This is a genomic window from Sinomonas notoginsengisoli, from assembly GCF_021554725.1.
GTDB lineage: Bacteria > Actinomycetota > Actinomycetes > Actinomycetales > Micrococcaceae > Sinomonas > Sinomonas notoginsengisoli.
The window spans coordinates 194593-216710 of record NZ_JAIZDP010000001.1 but is presented as its reverse complement, the minus strand read 5'-3'; the positions used below and the strand labels follow the sequence as shown (position 1 = coordinate 216710).

The following is a 22118-nucleotide window of genomic DNA, read 5'->3' as shown; positions in this document are numbered from 1 at the left end:
GAGACACTTATCACGCTGTGGGCGGAGCCGGAAGGGACCGTGGGCCCTGGAACGCCAACGTGGGTGAAGACTACTACCTTGCGTAGAATGGGCGGGTGCTACAGACCGGTACCCCCTGCCTCGAAATCGAGGGCCTGGTGAAGGACGTCGGCCCCGTCCCCTCACTCGACGGCCGGATGAAAAGGGTGCTGGCCGGCGTCGACCTCACCGCCAACGCTGGCGAGATCACCGTGATCCTCGGGGTGAACGGAGCGGGGAAGACCACCACCCTCGAATGCGCGCAGGGATTGCAGAAGCGCACCGGCGGGGTCGTGCGGCTCCTCGGGCAGGACCCCGAGCGGGCAGATGCCGAGCTGCGCTCCCGCGTCGGGATCATGCTCCAGGAAGGCGGCCTCCCACCCGCAGCGCACCCGCTGACGCTGCTCAAGCACGTCGCAGGCATGTATTCCAATCCGCAGCCGGTGGACGACCTCGCGGAACGCCTCGGCATCGGTGACTTCGCCACCACCACCATCCGGCGGCTCTCCGGGGGCCAGAAGCAGCGTGTCGCGCTCGCGGCGGCACTCATCGGGCGTCCTGAGGTCGTCTTCCTCGACGAGCCCAGCGCGGGCCTCGACCCCCAGTCGAGACAGCTCGTCGTCGACCTCATCGACGGCCTGCGCCACGAGGGGCTTGCCGTCATCCTCACCACCCACCTGCTGGACGACGCCGAGCGGCTCGCAGACGTCGTACACATCCTCGACCGCGGCCGAGTCGTCACGAGCGGTTCTGTGGCCGAGATCCTCGAGGGCCGCGAGGATGCGCACCTCCGGCTGACCCTGCGGACACAGTCCGGACTGCCCCTCGCCGATGCCTTCGCAGGGAGGGCCACGGCCGGGGAACTCGCGGTGGCCGAACCCTCTGCGGGCCACTACGTGGTCGAGGGCGAGATCACCTCTGCTGACCTTGCCGGCGTCACAGCCTGGCTGCACGCGCGGGGCATCATGCCGGCCCACCTCGAACTCGGCAGAGCCAACCTGCAGGACGTATTCCTCGCGATCGCCGCTGAATCCGCAGACCAGGCGGCGGCCGAGCGCACGGGCGGGAGGGCCGCATGAGCGCCGCCACCCTGACCCGCCGCGTATGGCAGCAGGGCCGGTACGAGACGCTCACGATGCTCCGCAATGGCGAGCAGCTCACGCTCATGATCGTCCTGCCGCTGCTCGCGCTCGTCGGCCTCACCGTCACGCCCCTTCTCGACGGACTCGGACCGGCCCGCGTCGACGTTGCCGCGCCAGGAGTCCTCGCGCTGTGCACCATGAGCGTCGGATTCACGGGGCAGGGCATCGCTACTGGGTTCGACCGACGCTACGGAGTGCTGCGCTTCCTCTCGACCACGCCGCTCGGACGCGGCGGGCTCATCGCAGGCAAGGTCGTCGCCGTCCTCGTCGTGCTCGCCGTCCAGATCGTGGTCGTCGGCGGCGTCGCAGTGGTCCTCGGCTGGCGGCCCGCCGGCACCGGGCTGCTCCTCGGATTGCCCCTGCTCGCACTCGGTGCCGCCGCCTTCACGGCCCTCGGACTCCTGATCGCGGGAACCGCCCGCCCGGAGGCGACCCTCGCCGTCACAAACCTCGTCTGGATCCTCCTAGGGGTCATGGGCGGGATCGTGCTGCCCGTGGAACGCGTTCCTGCAGCCATCGCTCCCCTCGTCGGGTTCCTCCCCTCTGGGGCCCTTGGGGACGCCGTGCGCTCGGCGTTCCTCGAAGGCTCACTCAACGTCCCTGCCGCCGTCGTACTCGTCCTGTGGACTGTGCTCGCCGGCGCCGCCGCCACCCGCTGGTTCCGATGGAGCTGATCCCATGACCGATACCTCGCTCACTCGCCTGACCCGACTCACCGCCAGACTCCCCCGAGAGGTGGACGGGCGAATCCGCGCGATGGCGATCGCCTCGCTGATCGGCCAGATCGTGCTCATCCTCACCGGTGGCGCGGTCCGGCTGACCGCGTCGGGGCTCGGCTGCCCCACGTGGCCACGGTGCACCTCGGGCTCCCTCGCCACAACCCCCGAGATGGGCGTTCACGGGATCATCGAGTTCGGCAACCGGCTCCTCACGTTCGCCCTGACGGCGGTCGCGCTCATCATGCTCGTCATGCTGTGGAACCTGCGCAAGGAGCGCAAAGACCTGTTCTGGCTGGCCGTGGGCCTGCTCGCGAGTGTCCCCGCGCAGGCAGTCATCGGCGGGATCACGGTGCTCACCCAGCTCAACCCGTGGGTGGTCGGCCTCCATTTCCTCGTCTCGATGGTCCTCGTCGTGCTCTCGATGCTGCTGGTCAACCGGGCCTACGGACGGACCGGCCGGGTGATGGACCGCAGCTATCCCGCCCTCCCCAGCTCGATGGCGCCGACCATGATGGTCACCGCCGTGGCGGCGGCAGCAGCGGTGGTGCTGGGCGTCGTCGTCACCGGTGCGGGTCCCCACGCGGGCGATGCCAACGCCCCCCGGAATGGGCTCGACTGGGACCTGTTCTCGCACATCCACGCCGTCCCGGCGTACCTCGTCGCCTTCGGTGCCCTCTTCGCCCTCGTCGTCGCACTTGCACGCCGGATCCAGGGCCCGTTCCGGAACGGCGTGCTGGTTCTTCTCGGCCTCACCGTTCTCCAGGCCGCGATCGGCATCACGCAGTACTACACGGGCATCCCCGCGCTGCTCGTGGCGGCCCACATGCTCGTCTCGGCGCTGCTCATGGCAGCTGCCGTCAACGCGGCCGACGTCGCGCGGTACAGCCCACGGGCATAGCCTGCCGGCGGGGGTGGGAACCTCCGTGCACAGCAGAGGCCCCCGGCATGTGCCGGGGGCCTCTGCTGTGCGATGCGCAGGCGGTTCGTGGGCTCGCCGTGCCTACGGCGTGGGGCTCAGCCGAACAGAGGCGCGCCCACGAACGGGTCGACCGCGAGAGCGAGGAACAGCACGGTGAGGTAGCTGATCGAGCCGTGGAAGACCTTCATGGCCTTCTTGTCCTCGACCTCCTCGCGCTGGGCCCGACCGTACAACGCGTGGGACTCGGAGAGGAACCAGCCGCCGACCCCGACTGCCGCGACGGTGTAGACCCAGCCCGCATGGCCCAGGGGGACCATGAGGAGCGACGCGATCACCATGGCCCACGCGTACAGCACCACCTGGACGGCCACGATCTTCGCACCCGCCACCGCACCGAGCATCGGAACGTGCGCGTTCCGGTAGTCCTCGCCGTAGCGCATGGACAACGGCCAGTAGTGGGGAGGAGTCCACAGGAAGATGACGAGGAAGAGGATGACGGCGGGCCACTCGATGGTGTTGGTCACCGCGGACCAGGCGATCAGTACCGGGAAGCAGCCGGCGGCGCCGCCCCACACGATGTTCTGCGCCGTGCGGCGCTTGAGGATCAGCGTGTAGATGACCACGTAGAAGAAGATTGCGGCAGCACCGAGGACGGCGGAGAGTGGATTCGCGCCGAACCACAGGATGGCCAGGGACGCCAGGCCAAGCACCCATGAGAAGACGAGTGCCTCACGGGGTGTCACCTCCCCGGTGACGAGCGGACGCTTCTCCGTGCGGCGCATGAGGCGGTCGATGTCACGGTCGATATAGCAGTTGAACGCCCCTGCACTGCCAGCCGCGAAGGCCCCGCCGACCAGCGTGGCGAAGATCAGGCCAAGCGATGGGAAGCCGCGCTGCGCGTAGATCATCGTAGGAAGGGTGCTCACGAGCAGCAGCTCGATGATCCGGGGCTTCGTGAGGGCTACGTACGCCTTGATCTTGCGGCGCAGGCCGAGCTTCGCTGGCCTGGACGGGTCTGTGGCGGTTGCGTCTGCTGTGCTCACGGGTGCGCGACTCTTCTACTCGGTGGCTTCGGTTCCCTAAAGGGTGCGGGGGAACCGCCTCCATGATACCCGTGCGGGGTCCCAGGGCCCTTGCCGACGCCACCGCTCGGCGGTGCACGGAGAACTCAGGCGCGTGGTAGTGCCATTCATACTGTGGAAACTTTCCGAAACCCCTCTCACGGACTGTTCCTGCGTGGCTAGTATGTGAGCTGGATGCCCAGCCCCTGACGCTGTGCGCCGGGCGGGAACCGGAGTGCCGTACGGGCACAGGACGCTTGGAACACGACGCCGCGGGTAGCGGGCAGACAGACAATTCGTTTCGATGGTGAACGGCTGGCAGGTTGCAATGCAGGGCCGCCCATTCCCGCGCCCCGACGCAGGCTGCTTGCCGTCATTGATGGAGAGGGGCCGGTGTACGTGCCTGCTGTGGATGTACAAGAACTGACCTGGACTGATCTGGACCGCAAGGCGGTGGACACGATCCGTGTCCTGGCCGCGGACGCCGTCCAGAAGGTGGGCAACGGCCACCCGGGCACGGCGATGAGCCTGGCCCCGGCAGCGTACCTGCTGTTCCAGAAGCTCATGCGGCACGATCCGGCCGATCCGACGTGGATTGGACGCGACCGTTTCATCCTCTCCCCCGGGCACTCGTCACTGACCCTGTACATCCAGCTGTTCCTGTCCGGGTATGGGCTTGAGCTGTCCGATCTGGAGTCGCTGCGCACGTGGGGCTCTCTGACCCCGGGCCACCCGGAGTACGGGCACACCAAGGGCGTGGAGATCACCACAGGCCCGCTCGGGCAGGGTTTGGCCTCTTCGGTCGGCTTCGCGTACTCCGGGCGCCGCGAGCGGGGCCTGTACGACCCCGAGGCCCCGCAGGGCACCTCCCCGTTCGACCACACCGTATGGGTCATCGCCTCTGATGGCGACCTGCAGGAGGGCGTGACCTCCGAGGCGTCCTCGCTCGCCGGCCTCCAGGAGCTGGGCAACCTCGTGGTCATCTACGACGAGAACCACATCTCCATCGAGGACGACACGAACGTGGCGTTCAACGAGGACGTCCTCAAGCGCTACGAGGCCTACGGCTGGCACACGCAGCGCGTGGACTGGACTAAGACCGGCGAGTACGTCGAGGACGTCCCGGAGCTCCATGCCGCGCTGCTGGCTGCCAAGGCCGAGACGGGCCGACCCTCGATCATCTCCCTGCGCACTGTCATCGGCTGGCCGTCCCCGACCAAGCAGAACACCGGCAAGATCCACGGCTCCGCCCTGGGCGCCGAGGAGGTCGGCGCGCTGAAGGAGATCCTGGGCTTCGACCCGGCCCAGTCCTTCCAGGTCGACCCAGAAGTCCTCGCCCACACCCGCGGCGCGATCGAGCGCGGCGAGGCCGCCAAGGCCGCCTGGCGGGAGGGCTTCGATGCCTGGGCCGCCGCGAACCCCGAGAACGCGGCCCTGCATGAGCGCATCGAGGCCCGCCGGCTGCCCACGGGCTGGGAGGAATCCCTGCCCGTCTTCCCGGCCGGGAAGGACGTCTCCACTCGCGCTGCCTCGGGCAAGGTCCTCAACGCCATCGGCCCGGTCCTGCCGGAGCTGTGGGGCGGGTCCGCGGACCTGGCCGAGTCGAACAACACCACGATCGAGGGCTCGCCCTCCTTCATCCCCGAAAGCCGCTCCACGAGCGCGTGGAAGGGCAACCCCTACGGACGGGTCCTGCACTTCGGCATCCGCGAGCACGCCGCCGCCGCGATCGTCAACGGCATCACCCTGGGCGGGAAGACCCGTGCCTTCTGCGGCACCTTCCTCATCTTCTCCGACTACCAGCGACCCGCGATCCGCCTCTCCGCGCTCATGGGCATCCCGTCCACCTACGTCTGGACGCACGACTCGATCGGGCTCGGCGAGGACGGCCCCACCCATCAGCCCGTCGAGCAGCTCGCCACCCTGCGGGCGATCCCGGGCCTGGACGTCGTGCGGCCGGCCGACGCGAACGAGGTCGCGGCCGCATGGAAGACCATCCTCGAGCGCCACCAGAATCCGGCCGGCATCGTCCTGACACGCCAGAACCTGCCAGTGTACGAGCGTGGCGACGGCGCCTTCGCGGACGCGTCCAACGTCTCCAAGGGCGGCTACATCCTCGCCGAGGCCCACCGCGACGGGGCTGTCGTGACACCGGACGTCATCCTCATCGCGACCGGCTCCGAGGTCCAGCTCGCCGTAGAGGCCCGGCAGGCACTCGCCTCCGAGGGGATCGCCGCCCGCGTCGTATCCATGCCCTGCGTCGAATGGTTCGACGCGCAGGACCCCGACTACCGCGAGTCCGTCCTGCCCCGCGCCGTCGCGGCCCGCGTCTCGGTCGAGGCAGGACTCGCCCTCGGCTGGCGCCGATTCGTCGGCGACGCCGGCCGCAGCATCGGCCTCGAGCACTTCGGCGCCTCCGCCGACTACAAGACCCTCTTCCGGGAGTTCGGCATCACCACCGAGGCCGTCACGGCCGCCGCCAAGGACTCCATCGCCGCCACCGCGGCCTGACCGCAAGGAGCATAGCTCATGACTACCCCCACCCAGGCGCTCTCCGACGCTGGCGTCTCCATCTGGCTCGACGACCTCTCGCGGACCCGGCTCGTGGACGGCTCGCTCGCGAAGCTCATCGAGGAGAAGAACGTGGTCGGCGTGACCACGAACCCGACGATCTTCCAGGTTGCAATAACCAAGGGCCACGGTTACGACCAGATGCTGCGCGAGCTGGTCTCCGCCGGCGCTGACGCCCAGAAGACCCTCTTCGAGCTCACCACCTCCGACGTCGCCGACGCGTGCAGGCTCTTCGCCCCGATCGCCAAGGCAACCCACGGCGTCGACGGCCGCGTCTCCATCGAGGTCGACCCCCGGCTGGCCTGGGACACGGCGGCCACGATTGCCGAGGCCAAGCATCTCCACGACAAGGTGGCCGAGCCCAACGTCTACATCAAGATCCCGGCAACGGTCGAGGGCCTTGAAGCCATCGCCGAGACCCTCGGTGCGGGCATCAGCGTCAATGTGACGCTCATCTTCTCCCTCGAGCGCTATCGCGCCGTCATCAACGCCTTCATGACGGGCCTCGAGAAGGCCAAGGCCAACGGCCACGACCTCTCGGAGATCCACTCGGTCGCCTCCTTCTTCGTCTCCCGTGTCGACACCGAGGTGGACAAGCGACTCGAGGCCATCGGCACCGATGAGGCCAAGGCGCTTAAGGGCAAGGCTGGCCTGGCCAACGCCCGCCTCGCCTACCAGATCTACGAGGAGGAATTCACCTCCGAGCGCTGGAAGCTCCTCGCAGACTCCGGCGCCCTCCCGCAACGGCCCCTCTGGGCCTCGACCGGGGTCAAGGACCCCGCCCTGCCCGACACGCTCTATGTCACTGGCCTCGTCGCCCCTGGCGTCGTGAACACGATGCCCGAGAAGACCCTTGACGCGACATTCGACCACGCCGAGGTCACAGGGGACACGGTCACCGGCACCTACGCCGAATCCAACGCCCACCTCGATGCCCTTGCAGAGCTCGGCGTCGACTACAACGACGTCGTCACAGTCCTCGAAACCGAGGGCCTGGACAAGTTCGTCACATCCTGGAACGACCTCCTCGCCGACGTCGAAAACACCCTCGCGGAGACGGCCCACGGGGCCCGGGCATGAGCGCGCTGACCTTCGACGCCACCGGCGCGGCCCGCGAGGCAGTCGACGCCCACGTCGACCAGCTCGTGGCCGACTCCGTGGCAAGCCGCATCTTCGCCAAGGACCACACTCTGTGGGGCAGGGATGCCGAGGAGGAGTCAGCGAAGCGCCTGGGCTGGGTCGAGGCCGCCAGCGTCTCCCAGCCCCTCGTGAAGGACATCGTGGCCCTGCGGGACGCGTTCCGCGCAGAAGCCGTCGACCGGATCGTGCTGTGCGGCATGGGTGGCTCGTCTCTGGCCCCCGAGGTCATCGCGGCGACCGCCGGGGTGCCCCTGACGGTCCTCGACTCGACCGACCCCGAGCAGGTTTCCGCGGCACTTGCCGAACGCCTCGAGAACACAGCCATCGTCGTCTCCTCGAAGTCCGGCTCGACGGTCGAGACGGACTCCCAGCGGCGGGCCTTCGAGGCTGCCTTCACGGCGGCCGGAATCGATGCAACGAACCGCATCGTCGTGGTCACCGATCCCGGCTCACCACTGGAGATGGCAAGCCGTCAGGCTGGCTACCGCGCGGTGTTCACTGCCGATCCCAGCGTGGGCGGCCGCTACTCGGCCCTGACCGCATTCGGCCTTGTGCCCTCCGGTCTGGCTGGCGTGGACATCCAGTCGCTCCTCGACGACGCCGAGGAAGCTGCTGAGATCCTGCGCGACGACTCGCCGGAGAACATCGGACTCCGGCTCGGTGCGGCGCTGGGCGGAACCTCGCCGCTGCGGGACAAGATCGTCATCGTCGAGGATGGTTCAGGAATCAGGGGCTTCGCCGACTGGGCCGAGCAGCTCATCGCCGAATCTACGGGGAAGATCGGCCGCGGCGTCCTCCCCGTCGTCGCGGGCGCCAATTCCCCCGAAGTCTCCGGCGGCGCGGGGGACGTGCTGGTCGTGCGTCTCGTGTCCTCGGACTCGGAGCCGTCCCTCCGGGCGAATGAGGCAGCCGTCGGCGGTACCCTCGCCAGCCAGATGCTGATGTGGGAGTTCGCCACTGCAGTGGCCGGCCGCCTTCTCGGAATCAATCCATTCGACCAGCCGGACGTGGAAACCGCGAAGGCCGCGGCGCGGGGCCTGCTCGACGCCCAGCCCGAGCCCACCCCAGCGCTCTTCACCGAGGGTGCCATCGAGGTGCGGGGCGGCGATTGGCTCGATAGCGCGTCGACCGTCGAAGAATCGGTCAAGGCGCTCCTCACCCAGCTCGGACCGAAGGGCTACCTGAGTGTCCAGGCCTACCTCGACAGGCTTGCCTTTGGGCAGCTGGAGGCTGTGCGCGACGAGTTCGCGTCCGCAACCGGACGTCCGACGACGTTCGGCTGGGGTCCGCGCTTCCTGCACTCCACGGGGCAGTACCACAAGGGCGGCCCAGCCGTCGGCGTGTTCCTCCAGATCACCGCTGATGCAGGGGTCGACGTCGATATCCCAGAGCGGCCCTTCACGTTCGGACAGCTCATCGCTGCCCAGGCTGCCGGCGATGCCCAGATTCTTGCCGAGCATGGCCGCCCCGTCCTCCGCCTGCACTTCACCGACCGCGCGGCGGGAGTGGCACAGCTGACTGATCTCGTGTCAGCCCTCGCCCGCTGAGGGCACAAGCGGCCGGCCCGGCATTCAATCCGAGCCGGCCGCTGAGTCCGGTGCGCGCACTGGAACTGATGGACTAGAAAGGCACCATGCCAGAGAACGACAACGGCTCGACGGGGATGAAACGGCGGCCCAACCCGCTGCGTGACCCGCGTGACCGGCGCCTCAACCGTATCGCGGGACCATCGTCGCTCGTGCTCTTCGGGGTCACGGGCGACCTGGCCCGCAAGAAGCTCATGCCAGCGGTCTACGACCTTGCCAACCGCGGCCTCCTCCCGCCGAGCTTTGCCCTCGTGGGCTTCGCCCGACGCGAGTGGGAGACCGAGGACTTTGCGGAGGAGGTCAGGGCTTCCGTCAAGCAGTACGCCCGTACGCCTTTTGACGAGGCCGTGTGGGCCCAGCTGAACGAGGGCATTCGGTTCGTGCAGGGCTCCTTCGACGAGGGTGAGGCCTTCGAGACCCTCAAGACGACCCTCGATGAGCTGGACGAGAAACGTGGTACGCGCGGCAACCACGCCTTCTACCTCTCCATCCCGCCCAAGGCCTTCGAGCAGGTGTGCCGCCAACTCTCGGACCACGGCCTTGCCCAGCCGGAGCCGGGCAAGTGGCGCCGCGTGGTGATTGAGAAGCCCTTCGGGCATGATCTCGCCTCGGCCCGGGCGCTGAACGATATTGTCGAGTCCGTCTTCCCCCAGGACTCGGTATTCCGCATTGACCACTACTTGGGCAAGGAAACCGTCCAGAACATCCTCGCGCTGCGGTTCGCGAACATGCTGTTCGAGCCACTCTGGAACGCCAACTACGTTGATCACGTCCAGATCACTATGGCCGAGGACATCGGCACAGGCGGCCGTGCAGGCTACTACGACGGCGTCGGTGCCGCGCGTGACGTCATCCAGAACCACCTGCTACAGCTGCTGGCTCTGACTGCGATGGAGGAGCCCATCTCCTTCAACGCCGAGCACCTGCGGGCGGAGAAGGAGAAGGTGCTCGCAGCCGTCAAGCTGCCCGAGGACCTTTCGACCCACTCCGCACGCGGGCAGTACCTGGGAGGCTGGCAGGGCGGGGAGCTCGTGAAGGGCTATCTCGAGGAGGACGGTATCCCGGCCGATTCGACGACTGAGACCTACGCAGCAATTCGGGTCGACATCAACACCCGCCGCTGGGCCGGAGTGCCGTTCTACCTACGCGCTGGAAAGCGACTCGGACGGCGGGTGACAGAGATTGCCGTCATGTTCAAGCGCGCCCCCAACCTCCTGTTCCTGGACCAGCCCGAGGATGAGTTCGGCCAGAACGCGGTCGTGATCCGCGTCCAGCCGGACGAGGGCGCCACGATCCGCTTCGGGTCCAAGGTTCCCGGAACGCAGATGGAAGTCCGTGACGTGAGCATGGACTTCGGCTACGGGCACTCGTTCACCGAGTCCTCCCCCGAGGCCTACGAGCGGCTCATCCTGGACGTGCTCCTGGGCGAACCGCCGTTGTTCCCGAGGCACGAGGAGGTCGAGCTCTCGTGGAAGATCCTTGACCCCTTCGAGGACTACTGGGCCAGCACGGGGAAACAGCCCGAACCCTACGCTCCAGGGAGCTGGGGGCCGTCCTCGGCCGATGAGCTGCTGGCCCGCGACGAACGTATGTGGAGGCGACCATGATCATCGACCTGCCGAACACGACCACCTCGAAGATCTCCAAGGAGATCACCAACCTCCGCCACCGCGGCGGCGTCGTCGCCCTCGGCCGCGTGCTGACTCTCGTCGTCATCACCCGGCACGGATTCGAGGAGGAGGCCATCGAGGCCGCCAACGAGGCAAGCCGCGAGCACCCCTGCCGCATCATCGTCCTCGTGGACTCCGGCCGAGACTCCGCGGACCGTATCGATGGGCAGATCCGCGTGGGTGGCGACGCCGGTGCCTCCGAGGTCATCGTCCTGCGCGGCTACGGGCGCCTCGCGGAAGAGAGCGAATCCCTCGTCGCGGCCCTGCTCCTCCCCGATGCGCCCATCGTCGCCTGGTGGCCCCACGGCGCGCCGGACAACGCCAGCGCAACCTCCGTCGGCTGCATCGCGCACCGCCGCATCACCGATTCCGGGAATGAGCCGGACCCGGTGGCCGCATTGTTCCACCTCCGGGAGACGTACCGACCGGGCGACACTGACCTCGCATGGACCCGCCTGACCAACTGGCGCATCCAGCTCGCTTCCGCGCTTGACCAGGTGGCCTGGAGCCCCATCACCGCCATCACGGTCGAGGGTGCCTCGGACTCGCCCTCGACCGTTCTGCTGGCTGCGTGGCTCGGACTCGACCTCGACGCCCCGGTCACGATCGTGGCCGACCCGGTGGGCACCGGAATCCGCCGCGTCCGCCTCCAACGGGCGGCCGGTGACGTGCAGCTGTACCGTCCGGGCCTCACGGTCGCGGAGCTCACCCAGCCGAACCAGCCCGCCCAGCGCATCGCACTGCCGCGGCGCAGTCTGCAGGACTGCCTCGCCGAGGAGCTGCGCAGGCTCGACCCCGATGAGGTCTTCGGAGAAGTCCTCTCCTCTGGGATGCCGCGCACCAACCTGAGGAGCGTGCAGCCGAGTGAGCGCTGACCCCCGAGTGAGCATCCATCCCGACTCGTCAGTGCTCCTCGCCGCTATTGCGGCGCGCCTCATCACGAAACTCGTGGACCTCCAGGACAAGTACGGGGAGGCGACCATCGTCCTCACCGGTGGCACGATGGGCATCGGAACGCTCAGGGCCGTCGCCGATTCTCCCGCGTGTCCCGCAGTGAACTGGTCCATGGTCAACGTGTGGTGGGGTGACGAGCGGTTCGTCGAGGCGGACTCCCCCGAGCGCAACACCCGCCAGGCGGAAGAAGCCCTCCTGAACCGGCTGCCGCTGGACCCCGAGCGTATCCATAGGCCGGGAAGCACAGACGACTTCCCGACGGCGGACGACGCCGCGGCGGACTATGCGCGCAGGCTCGCCGAGGCGGCGGCCGCGGAGCGGGAAACGGACAGCGCGCAGGAAACAGGCGTCGCCGATTCGCGGCGTCAGGGACCGAGCAGGGTGCCGCGGTTCGACGTGCTACTTTTGGGCGTCGGCCCCGACGCCCATGTGGCGTCGTTGTTCCCAGAGATGGCTGGCATCAGGGAGTCGGAGCGCATGGTGGTGGGCGTCCAGAACGCACCCAAGCCGCCCCCGTCGCGCATCTCGCTCACACTGCCCGCGATCAAGTCCGCGGACGAAGTCTGGATGCTCGTGGCCGGCGAGGACAAGGCGGGCGCGGTCGGCCTCGCTCTCGCCGGCGCGGGGCCCGTGCACGTTCCCGCGGCGGGCGCCCGCGGCCGGTCGCGCACACTATGGCTCATCGACGCTGCTGCGGCGGCCAAGGTGCCTGAGGATCTTGTGCACAAGGAGCCGGCCTCGACGTGAGGCTGGGAAGGCTCCTGATATGCCAAGGGCCGGGAACAGCGTGCGCTGTTCCCGGCCCTGAAGCTTTCCGACGGCGTTGTGTCAGAGTGGCTCACGACTCCGTGACGTTGGAGAAGCGCATGATGAGCCCGAGCGCGATGATCACCACGCCCCACGTGATGCCGAGCACAATGGTGAAGCGGTTGAGGTTCCTCTCGGCCACGCCGGAGGACGCGAGGCCCGAGGACATGCCGCCGCCGAACATGTCCGAGAGCCCGCCGCCGCGCCCCTTGTGCATGAGGATGAGCATGGTCAGCAGAAGGCTCGTGATGCCGAGCACGATCTGCAGGATGATCTGGAGTACTTCCACAGGTTTGCCTCGTGGCCTTCCGTCAGTGGTGTGCGGCGTGGGTGCGGGGCCCGCGGCTAAGCGCCAGCGTGGCTCTCGAACCTGACAATGCTAGCAAATTCGGCCGTGTCGAGGCTCGCACCGCCCACGAGGACGCCGTCGACGTCGGGCTGCGCGAGGATCGCCGCGGCGTTGGCGGCCTTCACCGATCCCCCGTACAGGAGCCGTGCCCTGGCGGCTGCCTCCTGACCGAAAATCAACGCAAGCTCGGTACGGATGGCCGCGCACATCTCCTGGGCATCCTCTGGGCCCGCGACCTCGCCTGTCCCGATCGCCCAGACCGGCTCGTACGCCACGATGAGCCGCGCTGCCTGCTCCGGATCGAGGCCCGCGACGTCCGCCCTCAATTGGGTGAGCGTGTGCTCTACATGGGTCCCGGCCTGACGGATCTCAAGCCCCTCACCCACGCAGAGGATGGGCGCCAGACCGTGCTTGTAGGCGGCGTGCACCTTCGCGTTGAGCACCTCGTCCGGCTCGCCATGGATGGTGCGGCGCTCGGAGTGGCCCACGAGGACGTACCGGCAGCCGAGCTTGGCGAGGAACTCGCCGCTGATGTCGCCCGTGTACGCACCGGAGTCAAACTGCGAGAGGTCCTGTCCGCCGTAGGCGATGGAGAGGTCATCCCCTGCCACAAGGGTCTGGACGCTGCGCAGATCGGTGAATGGTGGGAACACCGCCACTTCGACGCGGCCGAAGTCGTGCTTCGCGTCGTCGAGGGTCCACGCGAGCTTCTGGGTGAGGGTGATGGCCTGGACGTGGTCCAGGTTCATCTTCCAGTTGCCCGCAATCAGGGGCGTGCGATCGAACGTGCCGTTCGTGGAAGTGGTCACGGTGGCTCCTTGTCTGGTTCTGCTGGACGCGCTGCGTGTCCAGGTGCGTGCCGCGGCCTGCGTGGGCCTGCGGCGCCACGATGCCGCGGCGCAGCGGGCCGGGCTCAGGCGCCGAGGGCCGTCAGGCCGGGGAGTTCCTTCCCCTCGAGATATTCGAGGCTCGCGCCGCCGCCGGTCGAGATGTGGCCGAACTGGCTGTCCTCGAAACCAAGCGTCCGTACGGCGGCCGCGGAATCCCCGCCACCGACGACGGTCAGGGCGCCCGCCTCGGTCGCATCGACTAGACCCTGCGCGACAGCCTTCGTGCCCGCAGCAAACGCCGGGAACTCGAAGACGCCCATGGGGCCGTTCCAGAAGACGGTCCTCGCGCCCGCGATCTCCTTCGCGAAGGAGGCTGCCGTGTCGGGTCCAATGTCGAGGCCGACGCCGGCCGGGCCGAACTCAGTCTCCTCGATCGCATCAGCCGCGGCGACCTCGTGCTCGGCGTCCGCGGCGAACTTCGCCGCGACCACGACATCAGTCGGCAGGACAAACTCGGTGCCCGCCGCCGAAGCGCACTCCAGATAGTCCTGGACGGTAGCGATCTGATCCTGCTCGAGGAGGCTCGAGCCCACCGTGCGGCCTTGGGCCGCGAGGAAGGTGAACAGCATGCCGCCGCCAACGAGGAGCTTGTCCGCCTTGCCAATCAGATTGTCGATGACGGCGAGTTTGTCCGAGACCTTCGACCCACCGAGGACGACGACGTAGGGACGCTCGGCGCCCTCGGCCAGGCGCTTGAGCACCTCGACCTCGGCCCGGACAAGCTCCCCTTGGTAGGCCGGGAGGACCCGCGCGATGTCATAGACGGACGCGTGCCTGCGGTGGACCGCGCCGAACGCGTCGTCCACATAGGCGCCGTCCGGCTCCGTCAGTGCCGCGAGCTCGCGCGCGAACGCCCCCCGCTCGCCGTCGTCCTTGCTGGTCTCGCGGGAGTCGAAGCGGACGTTCTCGAGCACGAGCACCTGGCCGTCCTCGAGGGCGGCCGCCAAGGAGCGCGCACTCTCCCCGACGGTGTCCGCGGCTAGGGTGACGGTGATGCCAGCAGGCTTCGCTAGCTCGGCGAGGCGATCCGCCGCGGGCTTGATCGAGTACTTCGGGTCCGGCGCGCCCTTGGGGCGGCCCAGATGGGCCATGACCAGAACGCGGGCACCGGCCTCGGCCAGCTTCCGGATCACGGGCAGGGAGGCGCGGACGCGGCCATCGTCGGTGATGGTGGAACCGTCGAGCGGCACGTTGAGGTCGCTACGGACCAGAACGCGCCGCCCGCGGACACCATCGGCGAGCAGGTCGTCGAGAGTGCGTGCAGTCATGGACTCAGGCTATCCGAGTTCCTCTTCCGTGACGTCCGGTATCAGAGCTTGGACGCGACGAGCTCTGTCAGGTCCACGAGACGGTTCGAATAGCCCCACTCGTTGTCGTACCAGGAAACGACCTTGACCTGGTTGCCGATCACCTTCGTGAGACCGGAGTCGAAGATCGAGGACGCCGGGTCGGCGACGATGTCCGAGGAAACGATCGGGTCCTCGGTGTAGGTGAGGAAGCCGGCAAGTGGGCCGGACTCGGCCGCCGCCTTGACGGCGGCGTTGACCTCCTCCTTCGTCACCTCCCGCGAGACGGTCACCGTGAGGTCGGTCGCGGAGCCTGTGGGGATCGGGACCCGGATCGCGTAGCCATCGAGCTTGCCCTTGAGCTCAGGGAGGACAAGGCCGATGGCTTTCGCCGCACCAGTGGTCGTGGGGACCATGTTGATGGCTGCCGCACGAGCCCGGCGGAGATCGCGGTGCGGACCGTCTTGGAGGTTCTGGTCCGCAGTGTAGGCGTGGACCGTCGTCATGAGTCCACGCTCGATCCCGAAGGCGTCGTTGACGGCCTTCGCGAGCGGGGCGAGGCAGTTCGTGGTGCACGATGCGTTGGAGATGATGCGGTGGTTCTCCGGATCGTACGCCTCGTCGTTGACTCCCATGACGATCGTGACGTCTTCATCCGTGGCGGGGGCCGAGATGATGACCTTCTTGGCGCCCGCGGCAAGATGCTTCTTGGCGCCCTCCGCCTTGGTGAAGAACCCCGTGGACTCGATGACGATGTCCACGCCCAGATCGGCCCACGGCAGGTTCTGCGGGTCGCGCTCGGCCAAGACCTTGATCTCCTTGCCGCCGACGATGATGATGCCGTCGCGGACCTCGACAGACTCGGGAAGGCGCCCGGTGATCGAGTCGTACTTGAGGAGATGCGCCAGGGTTTCGGGGCTCGTGAGGTCATTGACCGCCACGATCTCGAGGTCGGCGCCCTGGGCAAGCGCTGCACGGAAGAAGTTGCGGCCAATGCGGCCGAAGCCGTTGATGCCAATACGAGTGGTCACTCTGGTCAATCTCCTTGATGCTCAGTCGAGCATCAGCGAAGACTGCTCGACCTGTTAGACGGTCCCGCACGTCGTTGGGCAGAGATTTTGCACAGGGAAAGGCCGTCAGCCCAAGTCTCCAGTGTCCATGGCTGGAAGGCCGTACGGGCCTTTCCGTCCCCCATCCTACGGCGAAAGGGTCCGCCTCGGAACAGACGGACCCTTTCGCACTGAATGTCACAAAATGTGACGGAAATCTCCCGGAAGGCCATGCTCAGGCGGGAAGGACGAGTCCCTTCGCACCCGCCCGGGCCGCCTCGAAGCGCTTCGCGACGTCCGCCCAGTTGACGATGCTCCAGAACGCCTTGACGTAGTCGGCCTTGACGTTCTGGTAGTCGAGGTAGAACGCGTGCTCCCACATGTCCAGCTGGAGGACGGGGGTGGTGGCAACCGGAACACCATTCTGCTGGTCGTACATCTGCTCGATGATCAGGTTGCCGCCGAGGGGCTCGTAGGCGAGGATCGCCCAGCCGGAGCCCTGGATGGTGGTTGCGGCGGCCGTGAACTGACCGCGGAATGCGTCGAACGAACCGAAGTACTCGTCGATCGCAGCAGCGAGCTCACCCTCGGGCTTGTCCCCGCCCTCGGGGGAAAGGTTGTTCCAGAAGATCGAGTGGTTCAGGTGGCCGCCCAGATTAAACTGGAGGTCCTTCGACAGTTTCGCAGCGGCGGCGCCGTCCCCGTTGGACCGTGCCTCGGCCATCTTCTCAAGCGCGGTGTTGGCGCCGGTAACGTAGGCCGCGTGGTGCTTGTCGTGGTGAAGTTCCATGATCCGCGCCGAAATGTGCGGCTCGAGGGCCGCGTAGTCGTACGGGAGCTCAGGCAGTACGTAGGTCACAACATCCTCCATCGGTTGACTTCCCGCACCACGTGCCGTGGTCGGCGGGCTAGTGACGGCTCCATCCTATGCAGACGCCGCGAGGGTGCACGGAAACTCCCGTGCCCATCCTGGTCGCATTACCCATCAAGCATCTCGGGGGTAACATTCGCCTCCGTCCCCGGAATCCCGGTTTCGGCGGCTTTCTTGTCCGCCATGGCGAGCAGGCGGCGGATCCGCCCGGCGATCGCATCCTTGGTCATCGGCGGATCGGCGAGGCGGCCCAGCTCGTCCAGACTGGCCTGCTTGTGCGCCACGCGGAGCTCCCCCGCGTACCGCAGGTGCTCCGGGACATCGCTGCCCAGGATCTCGAGCGCCCGTTCCACCCGGGCGCCCGCCGCGACGGCCGCCTGGGCCGAGCGGCGAAGATTCGCGTCATCGAAGTTGGCGAGACGGTTGGCGGTTGCGCGCACCTCCTTGCGCATGCGGCGTTCCTCCCAGGCCATGAGCGCATCGTGCGCTCCCATGCGGGTCAGAAGCGCGGCAATCGCATCGCCGTCCCGCACGACGACGCGGTCCACCCCCCGCACTTCCCGCGCCTTGGCGGCAACCCCCAGCCTGCGTGCGGCGCCGACGAGGGCGAACGCGGCCTCGGGGCCCGGGCACGTGACCTCGAGGGAGCTGGAGCGGCCCGGCTCCGTCAACGAGCCGTGCGCGAGGAACGCGCCGCGCCACACCGCCTCGGCGTCGGCCGTGGAGCCATTGACGACTGTCGAGGGCAGGCCGCGCACGGGACGTCCGCGATTGTCGAGCAGGCCGGTTTGGCGGGCCAGGGCCTCACCGTCGCGCACCACACGGACCACGTAGCGGCTCCCGCGCCGCAGTCCGCCGCCCGAGACGACGATGATTTCACTGGGATGACCGTAGACCTCCGCGATCGCCGCACGCAGGCGGCGCGCGGTGGCTGCGAGGTCGACCTCGGCTTCGATGACGATCCTGCCCGAGATGATGTGCAGACCGCCGGCGAAGCGGAGGATCGTGGAGACTTCGGCCTTGCGTTCTGAGGACTTCTTCACCGTCAGCCTGGACAGCTCGTCCTTGACGCTCTGGGTCAATGCCATGGTGGTCCTTCCTGCTCCGACGGTGCCCGGTCCGGGGTGCCTGTCATCGGCCACCACCGGAGGCGCCGGCTCCGGTGAAGACCTCGTGGTATGCCCCGGCAAGCCGGAGCACATCGTGCACCGGCCGATGACCGGAGGACCTCACTCTATCGAAGAGCACCTGGGCCCCGAGCTCGGCGGCCACCCCGGCGAACTCCTCGCGATCTGCCACCGACGCCTCATCCGCGATCACGGCATCCACGCTGAACTCGGGTGCAACGCGCCGGATGGCGCGGAGATGGTCTGCAGCGGTCATCCCGGTGGTCTCCTTCGTGTCCACCGCGAGATTCATGGTGAGGCATCGCCGGGCCGGGGTGTCCGTCAGCGCCTGGCGCATCTGGGGCAGGAGCAGGTGCGGGAGCACAGATGTGTACCACGAGCCCGGGCCCAGGACCACCCAGTCGGCGAGCTCGATCGCGCTCAGCGTCTCAGGGCAGGCGGGGGCGTCATCCGGGATCAGCCGGACCTCCTCGAGCCGCCCCGCGACCGCGCACGACGCCTGGCCGCGGATAGTCTCCGTGCGTGCCGCGCCTCCGTGCGTGCCACCGCCTGCGACGAGCACATCGCCCTCGATGGTGAGCGGGACCCGGGACATGGGAAGCACTTGGCCCCGAGCGCCCAGGAGCGCGCCGGCCCAGCGAAGGCCGTCCACGATGTCGCCCAGGAGTTCCCAGAGTGTGACGATCAGGAGATTGCCCATCGCGTGGTTCTCGAGCCCGCTCGTCCCGGCTGGCGAGCGGAACCTGTGCTGCATGACGTCTCGCCATGTCCGTCCCCAGTCGGTGTCGTCGCAGAGCGCGGCGAGTGCCATCCGCAGGTCCCCAGGCGGGAGGACGCCGAAGTCCTCTCGCAGACGCCCGGAGGAGCCGCCGTCGTCGGCCACCGTGACCACTGCTGTGAGCTCCGTCGTGAGGAGGCGCAGCGCCGAGAGTGAGGCGGCGAGGCCATGACCGCCCCCGAGGGCCACGACGGAAGGCCCCTTGGGCGTCCCTCCCTCGGTCCCGGCGCCCGGACGGATGAGCGGTAGCTGGCCGGTGAACAGTGTGCTCACTCGCGGCCGAGGTCTCGGTGCGACGTGGTCACAGTGACTCGTGGCTGTTGGGCGAGGCGCTTGGACAGCTCCTCGGCGATGGCCACCGAGCGGTGCTTGCCTCCAGTGCAGCCCACGGCGATCGTCGCGTAGTGCTTGTTCTCCTTGCGGTACCCGGCCAGCACCGGCTCGAGGGCGTGCACGTAGCGTTCCACGAATTCCTGAGCACCGTTGGCGACGAGCACGTAGTCGCGCACGTCCGGGTCCAACCCGGTGTGCGGGCGCAGCTGCGGCACCCAGTGCGGATTCGGGAGGAATCGCACGTCGGCAACGTAGTTCGCGTCCGCGGGGAGGCCGTACTTGAAGCCGAAGCTCATGACGTTCAGCCGCAGGGTCACCGGTCCCTTTTCCGAGAAGAGCTCCGTGATCGCGGTGGCCAGGCCGTGGACGTTGAAGTCCGACGTGTCGAGCACGAGAGTGGCGTGGTCGCGCAGCTCGCTGAGGATCGCCCGCTCGGCCTCGATGCCGTCCGAGATCCGGCCCCCGCCCTGGAGGGGGTGTGGCCTGCGGCCCTGCTCGAAGCGCCGGATCAGGACGTCGTCGCTCGCGTCGAGGAAGAGGACGCGGTACTCGGTCCCGCTCGCAGAGAGCTGGGCAAGGGCTTCACGGATGTCCGCGAAGAGGGCCTTGCTGCGCACATCCACGACGACGGCGAGCTTCGGGATGCGCTCGGACGCATGCCCCACGAGCTCGGAGAGCGTGCCGAGCAGCTGCGGAGGGAGGTTCTCGACGACGTACCATCCGTGGTCCTCGAGGGCGTTTGCCGCCGTGCTCCGGCCCGCTCCTGACATGCCGGTGACGATGAGCAGCTCCGAGGCAGTGGGCTTGACGGGCGTCAGTTCTGTCTCGTGGTCGGCCTCGGGGGCCTTCGTCTCGCTCATGGCCTCCAGCCTAGCTAAGCTTCCAGGATTTCGCCGGTGGCGTAATTCACCGCAAGGGCGGGATGCTCGGCTCCTGTCCCCTCGGTGCTGGCGGCCCCGTGGAGACGTGCGTGCACTGCCGCAGCGAGGGCGGGGCCAACGCCGGTCACGTCGGTGATCTCGGTGACGCTCGCGGCCCTGAGCTTCTTGAGCGAGCCGAAATGAGCGAGGAGCGCCTTCTGGCGGGCCGGACCGAGCCCAGGCACCTCATCGAGGAGCGACGCGGTCATGGACTTCGCCCGTTTCTGCCGATGGAAGGTGATCGCAAAGCGGTGCGCCTCGTCCCGGATGCGCTGGAGCAGGTAGAGGCCCTGAGAAGCGCGGGGAAGGATCACCGGGAAGTCACCCTCCGGCAGCCACACCTCCTCGAGGCGCTTGGCGAGGCCGACGACGCGCACCTCCTGAGCTATGCCGAGCTCGGCGAGGGCGCGGACCGCGGCTGTGACCTGCGGCTGCCCTCCGTCCACTACGACGAGGTTGGGCGGGTAGGCGAACTTGCTGTTTCGGTCTCGCTCTGCGGCCGGCAGCTCCCGTTCGGCCAAATAGTTGCGGAACCGCCGGGTCAGCACGTCGTGCATGGCGCTCGTGTCGTCGCGCGCGGCGTCGCCGGTGATGGAGAACTTCCGGTACTCGCTCTTCTTGGTGAGCCCGTCCTCGACGACCACCATCGACGCCACCACATTGGTGCCCTGCACGTGGGAGATGTCGAAGGACTCGATCCGCAGGGGCGGTTCAGGCAGCTCGAGCGCCTCCTGGAGCTCCTGCAGGGCGAGGGACCGAGTCGTGATGTCGCCCGCACGGCGACTCTTGTGCAGCCGGAGCGCTTGGACAGCGTTCTCATGGAGGGTCTTCGCCAGGGCCGCCTTGTCTCCGCGCTGAGGCACCCTCAACGTCGCTCGCGCGCCGCGAAGCCCCGATAGCCACGTGGTGAGCTCGGCGGCGTCGTCCGGCATGACGGGCACGAGCACCTCGCGCGGGAGCCGGCCATTGGTCTCCTCATGGTCGCCGTACACCTGTTGCAGGAGGTGGCCCACGAGTTCAGGAGTGGTCGTGTCTTCAACCTTTTCCACCACCCATCCGCGTTGCCCCCGGATGCGGCCACCGCGGACATGGAAGACCTGGACGGCAGCCTCGAGCTCGTCCTCCTCGATCGCGAAGAGGTCCGCATCCGTGTCTTCGGACAGGACCACGGCGTTGCGCTCGAACACCTTGCGCATCGCGATGATGTCGTCCCTCAGCCGTGCGGCGTTCTCGTAGTCGAGGTCGGCGACGGCGTCGGCCATCTTCCGCTCGAGCTGGACGATAAAGCGCTTGGCCTCCCCGCCCATGAAGTCGCAGAAGTCCTCGGCAAGGGCCCGGTGATCCTCCTCCGAGATCCGCCCGACGCACGGGGCTGAGCACTTGTCGATGTAGCCGAGCAGGCAGGGACGGCCGCTCTGCTCGGCCCGGCGGAACACACCAGCGCTGCACGAGCGGACGGGGAACACGCGCAGGAGCGTGTCCATGGTCTCCCGGATCGCCCCGGCCGTATATGGCCCGAAGTACCGAGTACCCTTGCGGCGTTCCCCTCTCATCACCTGGACGCGGGGGTACTTCTCCGACATCGTCACGGCCAAGTAGGGATAGGTCTTATCGTCGCGGAACGCCAGGTTGTAGCGCGGCTTGAACTCCTTGATCCACGTGTATTCGAGCTGGAGGGCCTCAAGCTCACTGCCGACCACGGTCCACTCGACGCTCGCGGCCGCGTTGACCATGGCGTAGGTCTTGGGCAGCAGCGTGGCAGGGTTCGCGAAGTAGGACGTGAGGCGCTGGCGCAGGCTCTTGGCCTTGCCGACGTAGATGACGCGCCCGTGCGGATCCCGGAACCGGTACACGCCCGGATCGGTCGGGATCTCCCCTGTCTTGGGCCGGTAGCTCGCTGGATCTGCCACCGCTCCAGTCTAGGCGGG

At 68.0% G+C, this 22118-nt stretch carries 19 protein-coding genes; 9 read left to right on the top strand and 10 right to left on the bottom strand.

Annotated elements, in window-relative coordinates:
• Positions 1-95: 95 nt before the first annotated feature.
• From LF262_RS00950 to LF262_RS00940, 3 genes are read left to right on the top strand one after another with little or no spacing between them, the layout of a single operon-like run.
• Positions 96-1097 (top strand): ABC transporter ATP-binding protein, encoded by a 1002-nt coding sequence (locus LF262_RS00950; RefSeq protein WP_235778419.1) that lies wholly within the window; start codon positions 96-98, stop codon positions 1095-1097.
• Positions 1094-1834, top strand: a complete 741-nt coding sequence (locus LF262_RS00945; RefSeq protein WP_235778418.1) for an ABC transporter permease — start codon at positions 1094-1096, stop codon at positions 1832-1834. Before LF262_RS00950 ends, LF262_RS00945 begins: the two co-directional genes overlap by 4 nt.
• Before the next feature lie 4 nt (positions 1835-1838).
• Positions 1839-2777, top strand: coding sequence for a COX15/CtaA family protein (locus LF262_RS00940; protein ID WP_235778417.1), 939 nt, complete (start codon positions 1839-1841; stop codon positions 2775-2777).
• 116 nt (positions 2778-2893) lie between these two features.
• On the opposite strand, the gene LF262_RS00935 is transcribed toward LF262_RS00940, so the two are convergent.
• Complete coding sequence (locus tag LF262_RS00935; RefSeq protein ID WP_235778416.1) at positions 2894-3841, bottom strand: heme o synthase; 948 nt, start codon at positions 3839-3841, stop codon at positions 2894-2896.
• A 426-nt stretch (positions 3842-4267) separates the two neighbouring features.
• On the opposite strand from LF262_RS00935, the gene tkt reads away from it, so the two are divergent.
• The 6 genes from tkt (at position 4268) to pgl (ending at position 12527) form a co-directional block, all read left to right on the top strand.
• The gene (gene tkt / locus LF262_RS00930) at positions 4268-6370 is read left to right on the top strand and encodes a transketolase (RefSeq protein ID WP_235779244.1); all 2103 of its coding nucleotides are present in this window, start codon (positions 4268-4270) and stop codon (positions 6368-6370) included.
• Positions 6371-6388: 18 nt separating this feature from the next.
• Positions 6389-7510, top strand: coding sequence for a transaldolase (gene tal / locus LF262_RS00925; protein ID WP_235778415.1), 1122 nt, complete (start codon positions 6389-6391; stop codon positions 7508-7510).
• Positions 7507-9117 (top strand): phosphoglucose isomerase-related protein, encoded by a 1611-nt coding sequence (locus LF262_RS00920; RefSeq protein ID WP_235778414.1) that lies wholly within the window; start codon positions 7507-7509, stop codon positions 9115-9117. The genes tal and LF262_RS00920 overlap by 4 nt, the downstream gene beginning before the upstream one ends.
• A gap of 86 nt (positions 9118-9203) precedes the next feature.
• Positions 9204-10763, top strand: a complete 1560-nt coding sequence (gene zwf / locus LF262_RS00915) for a glucose-6-phosphate dehydrogenase (RefSeq protein WP_235778413.1) — start codon at positions 9204-9206, stop codon at positions 10761-10763.
• Complete coding sequence (locus LF262_RS00910) at positions 10760-11701, top strand: glucose-6-phosphate dehydrogenase assembly protein OpcA (protein WP_235778412.1); 942 nt, start codon at positions 10760-10762, stop codon at positions 11699-11701. The genes zwf and LF262_RS00910 overlap by 4 nt, the downstream gene beginning before the upstream one ends.
• Positions 11691-12527, top strand: a complete 837-nt coding sequence (gene pgl / locus LF262_RS00905; RefSeq protein ID WP_235778411.1) for a 6-phosphogluconolactonase — start codon at positions 11691-11693, stop codon at positions 12525-12527. The genes LF262_RS00910 and pgl overlap by 11 nt, the downstream gene beginning before the upstream one ends.
• Positions 12528-12618: 91 nt before the next feature.
• On the opposite strand, the gene secG is transcribed toward pgl, so the two are convergent.
• The 9 genes from secG to uvrC all read right to left on the bottom strand — a co-directional run bounded on the left by secG (position 12619) and on the right by uvrC (position 22100).
• Positions 12619-12876: a preprotein translocase subunit SecG gene (gene secG, locus LF262_RS00900; protein ID WP_235778410.1), complete on the bottom strand. Its 258-nt coding sequence runs from the start codon at positions 12874-12876 to the stop codon at positions 12619-12621.
• 56 nt (positions 12877-12932) lie between these two features.
• Positions 12933-13745, bottom strand: coding sequence for a triose-phosphate isomerase (gene tpiA, locus LF262_RS00895; RefSeq protein WP_235778409.1), 813 nt, complete (start codon positions 13743-13745; stop codon positions 12933-12935).
• Between the two features lie 104 nt (positions 13746-13849).
• The gene (locus tag LF262_RS00890) at positions 13850-15094 is read right to left on the bottom strand and encodes a phosphoglycerate kinase (RefSeq protein WP_235778408.1); all 1245 of its coding nucleotides are present in this window, start codon (positions 15092-15094) and stop codon (positions 13850-13852) included.
• Between the two features lie 41 nt (positions 15095-15135).
• The gene (gene gap, locus LF262_RS00885) at positions 15136-16143 is read right to left on the bottom strand and encodes a type I glyceraldehyde-3-phosphate dehydrogenase (RefSeq protein WP_235778407.1); all 1008 of its coding nucleotides are present in this window, start codon (positions 16141-16143) and stop codon (positions 15136-15138) included.
• Between the two features lie 253 nt (positions 16144-16396).
• Positions 16397-17032 carry a superoxide dismutase gene (locus LF262_RS00880; RefSeq protein WP_268933465.1) on the bottom strand — a complete coding sequence of 212 codons (636 nt, stop codon included), beginning with the start codon at positions 17030-17032 and terminating at the stop codon, positions 16397-16399.
• Positions 17033-17139: 107 nt separating this feature from the next.
• Complete coding sequence (gene whiA, locus LF262_RS00875; protein ID WP_235778405.1) at positions 17140-18120, bottom strand: DNA-binding protein WhiA; 981 nt, start codon at positions 18118-18120, stop codon at positions 17140-17142.
• Positions 18121-18163: 43 nt separating this feature from the next.
• On the bottom strand, positions 18164-19210 hold the full coding sequence (locus LF262_RS00870) for a gluconeogenesis factor YvcK family protein (RefSeq protein WP_372462698.1): 1047 nt from the start codon (positions 19208-19210) through the stop codon (positions 18164-18166).
• Complete coding sequence (gene rapZ / locus LF262_RS00865) at positions 19207-20130, bottom strand: RNase adapter RapZ (protein ID WP_235778404.1); 924 nt, start codon at positions 20128-20130, stop codon at positions 19207-19209. Before rapZ ends, LF262_RS00870 begins: the two co-directional genes overlap by 4 nt.
• Positions 20131-20144: 14 nt before the next feature.
• Complete coding sequence (gene uvrC / locus LF262_RS00860) at positions 20145-22100, bottom strand: excinuclease ABC subunit UvrC (protein WP_235778403.1); 1956 nt, start codon at positions 22098-22100, stop codon at positions 20145-20147.
• Positions 22101-22118: the final 18 nt, after the last annotated feature.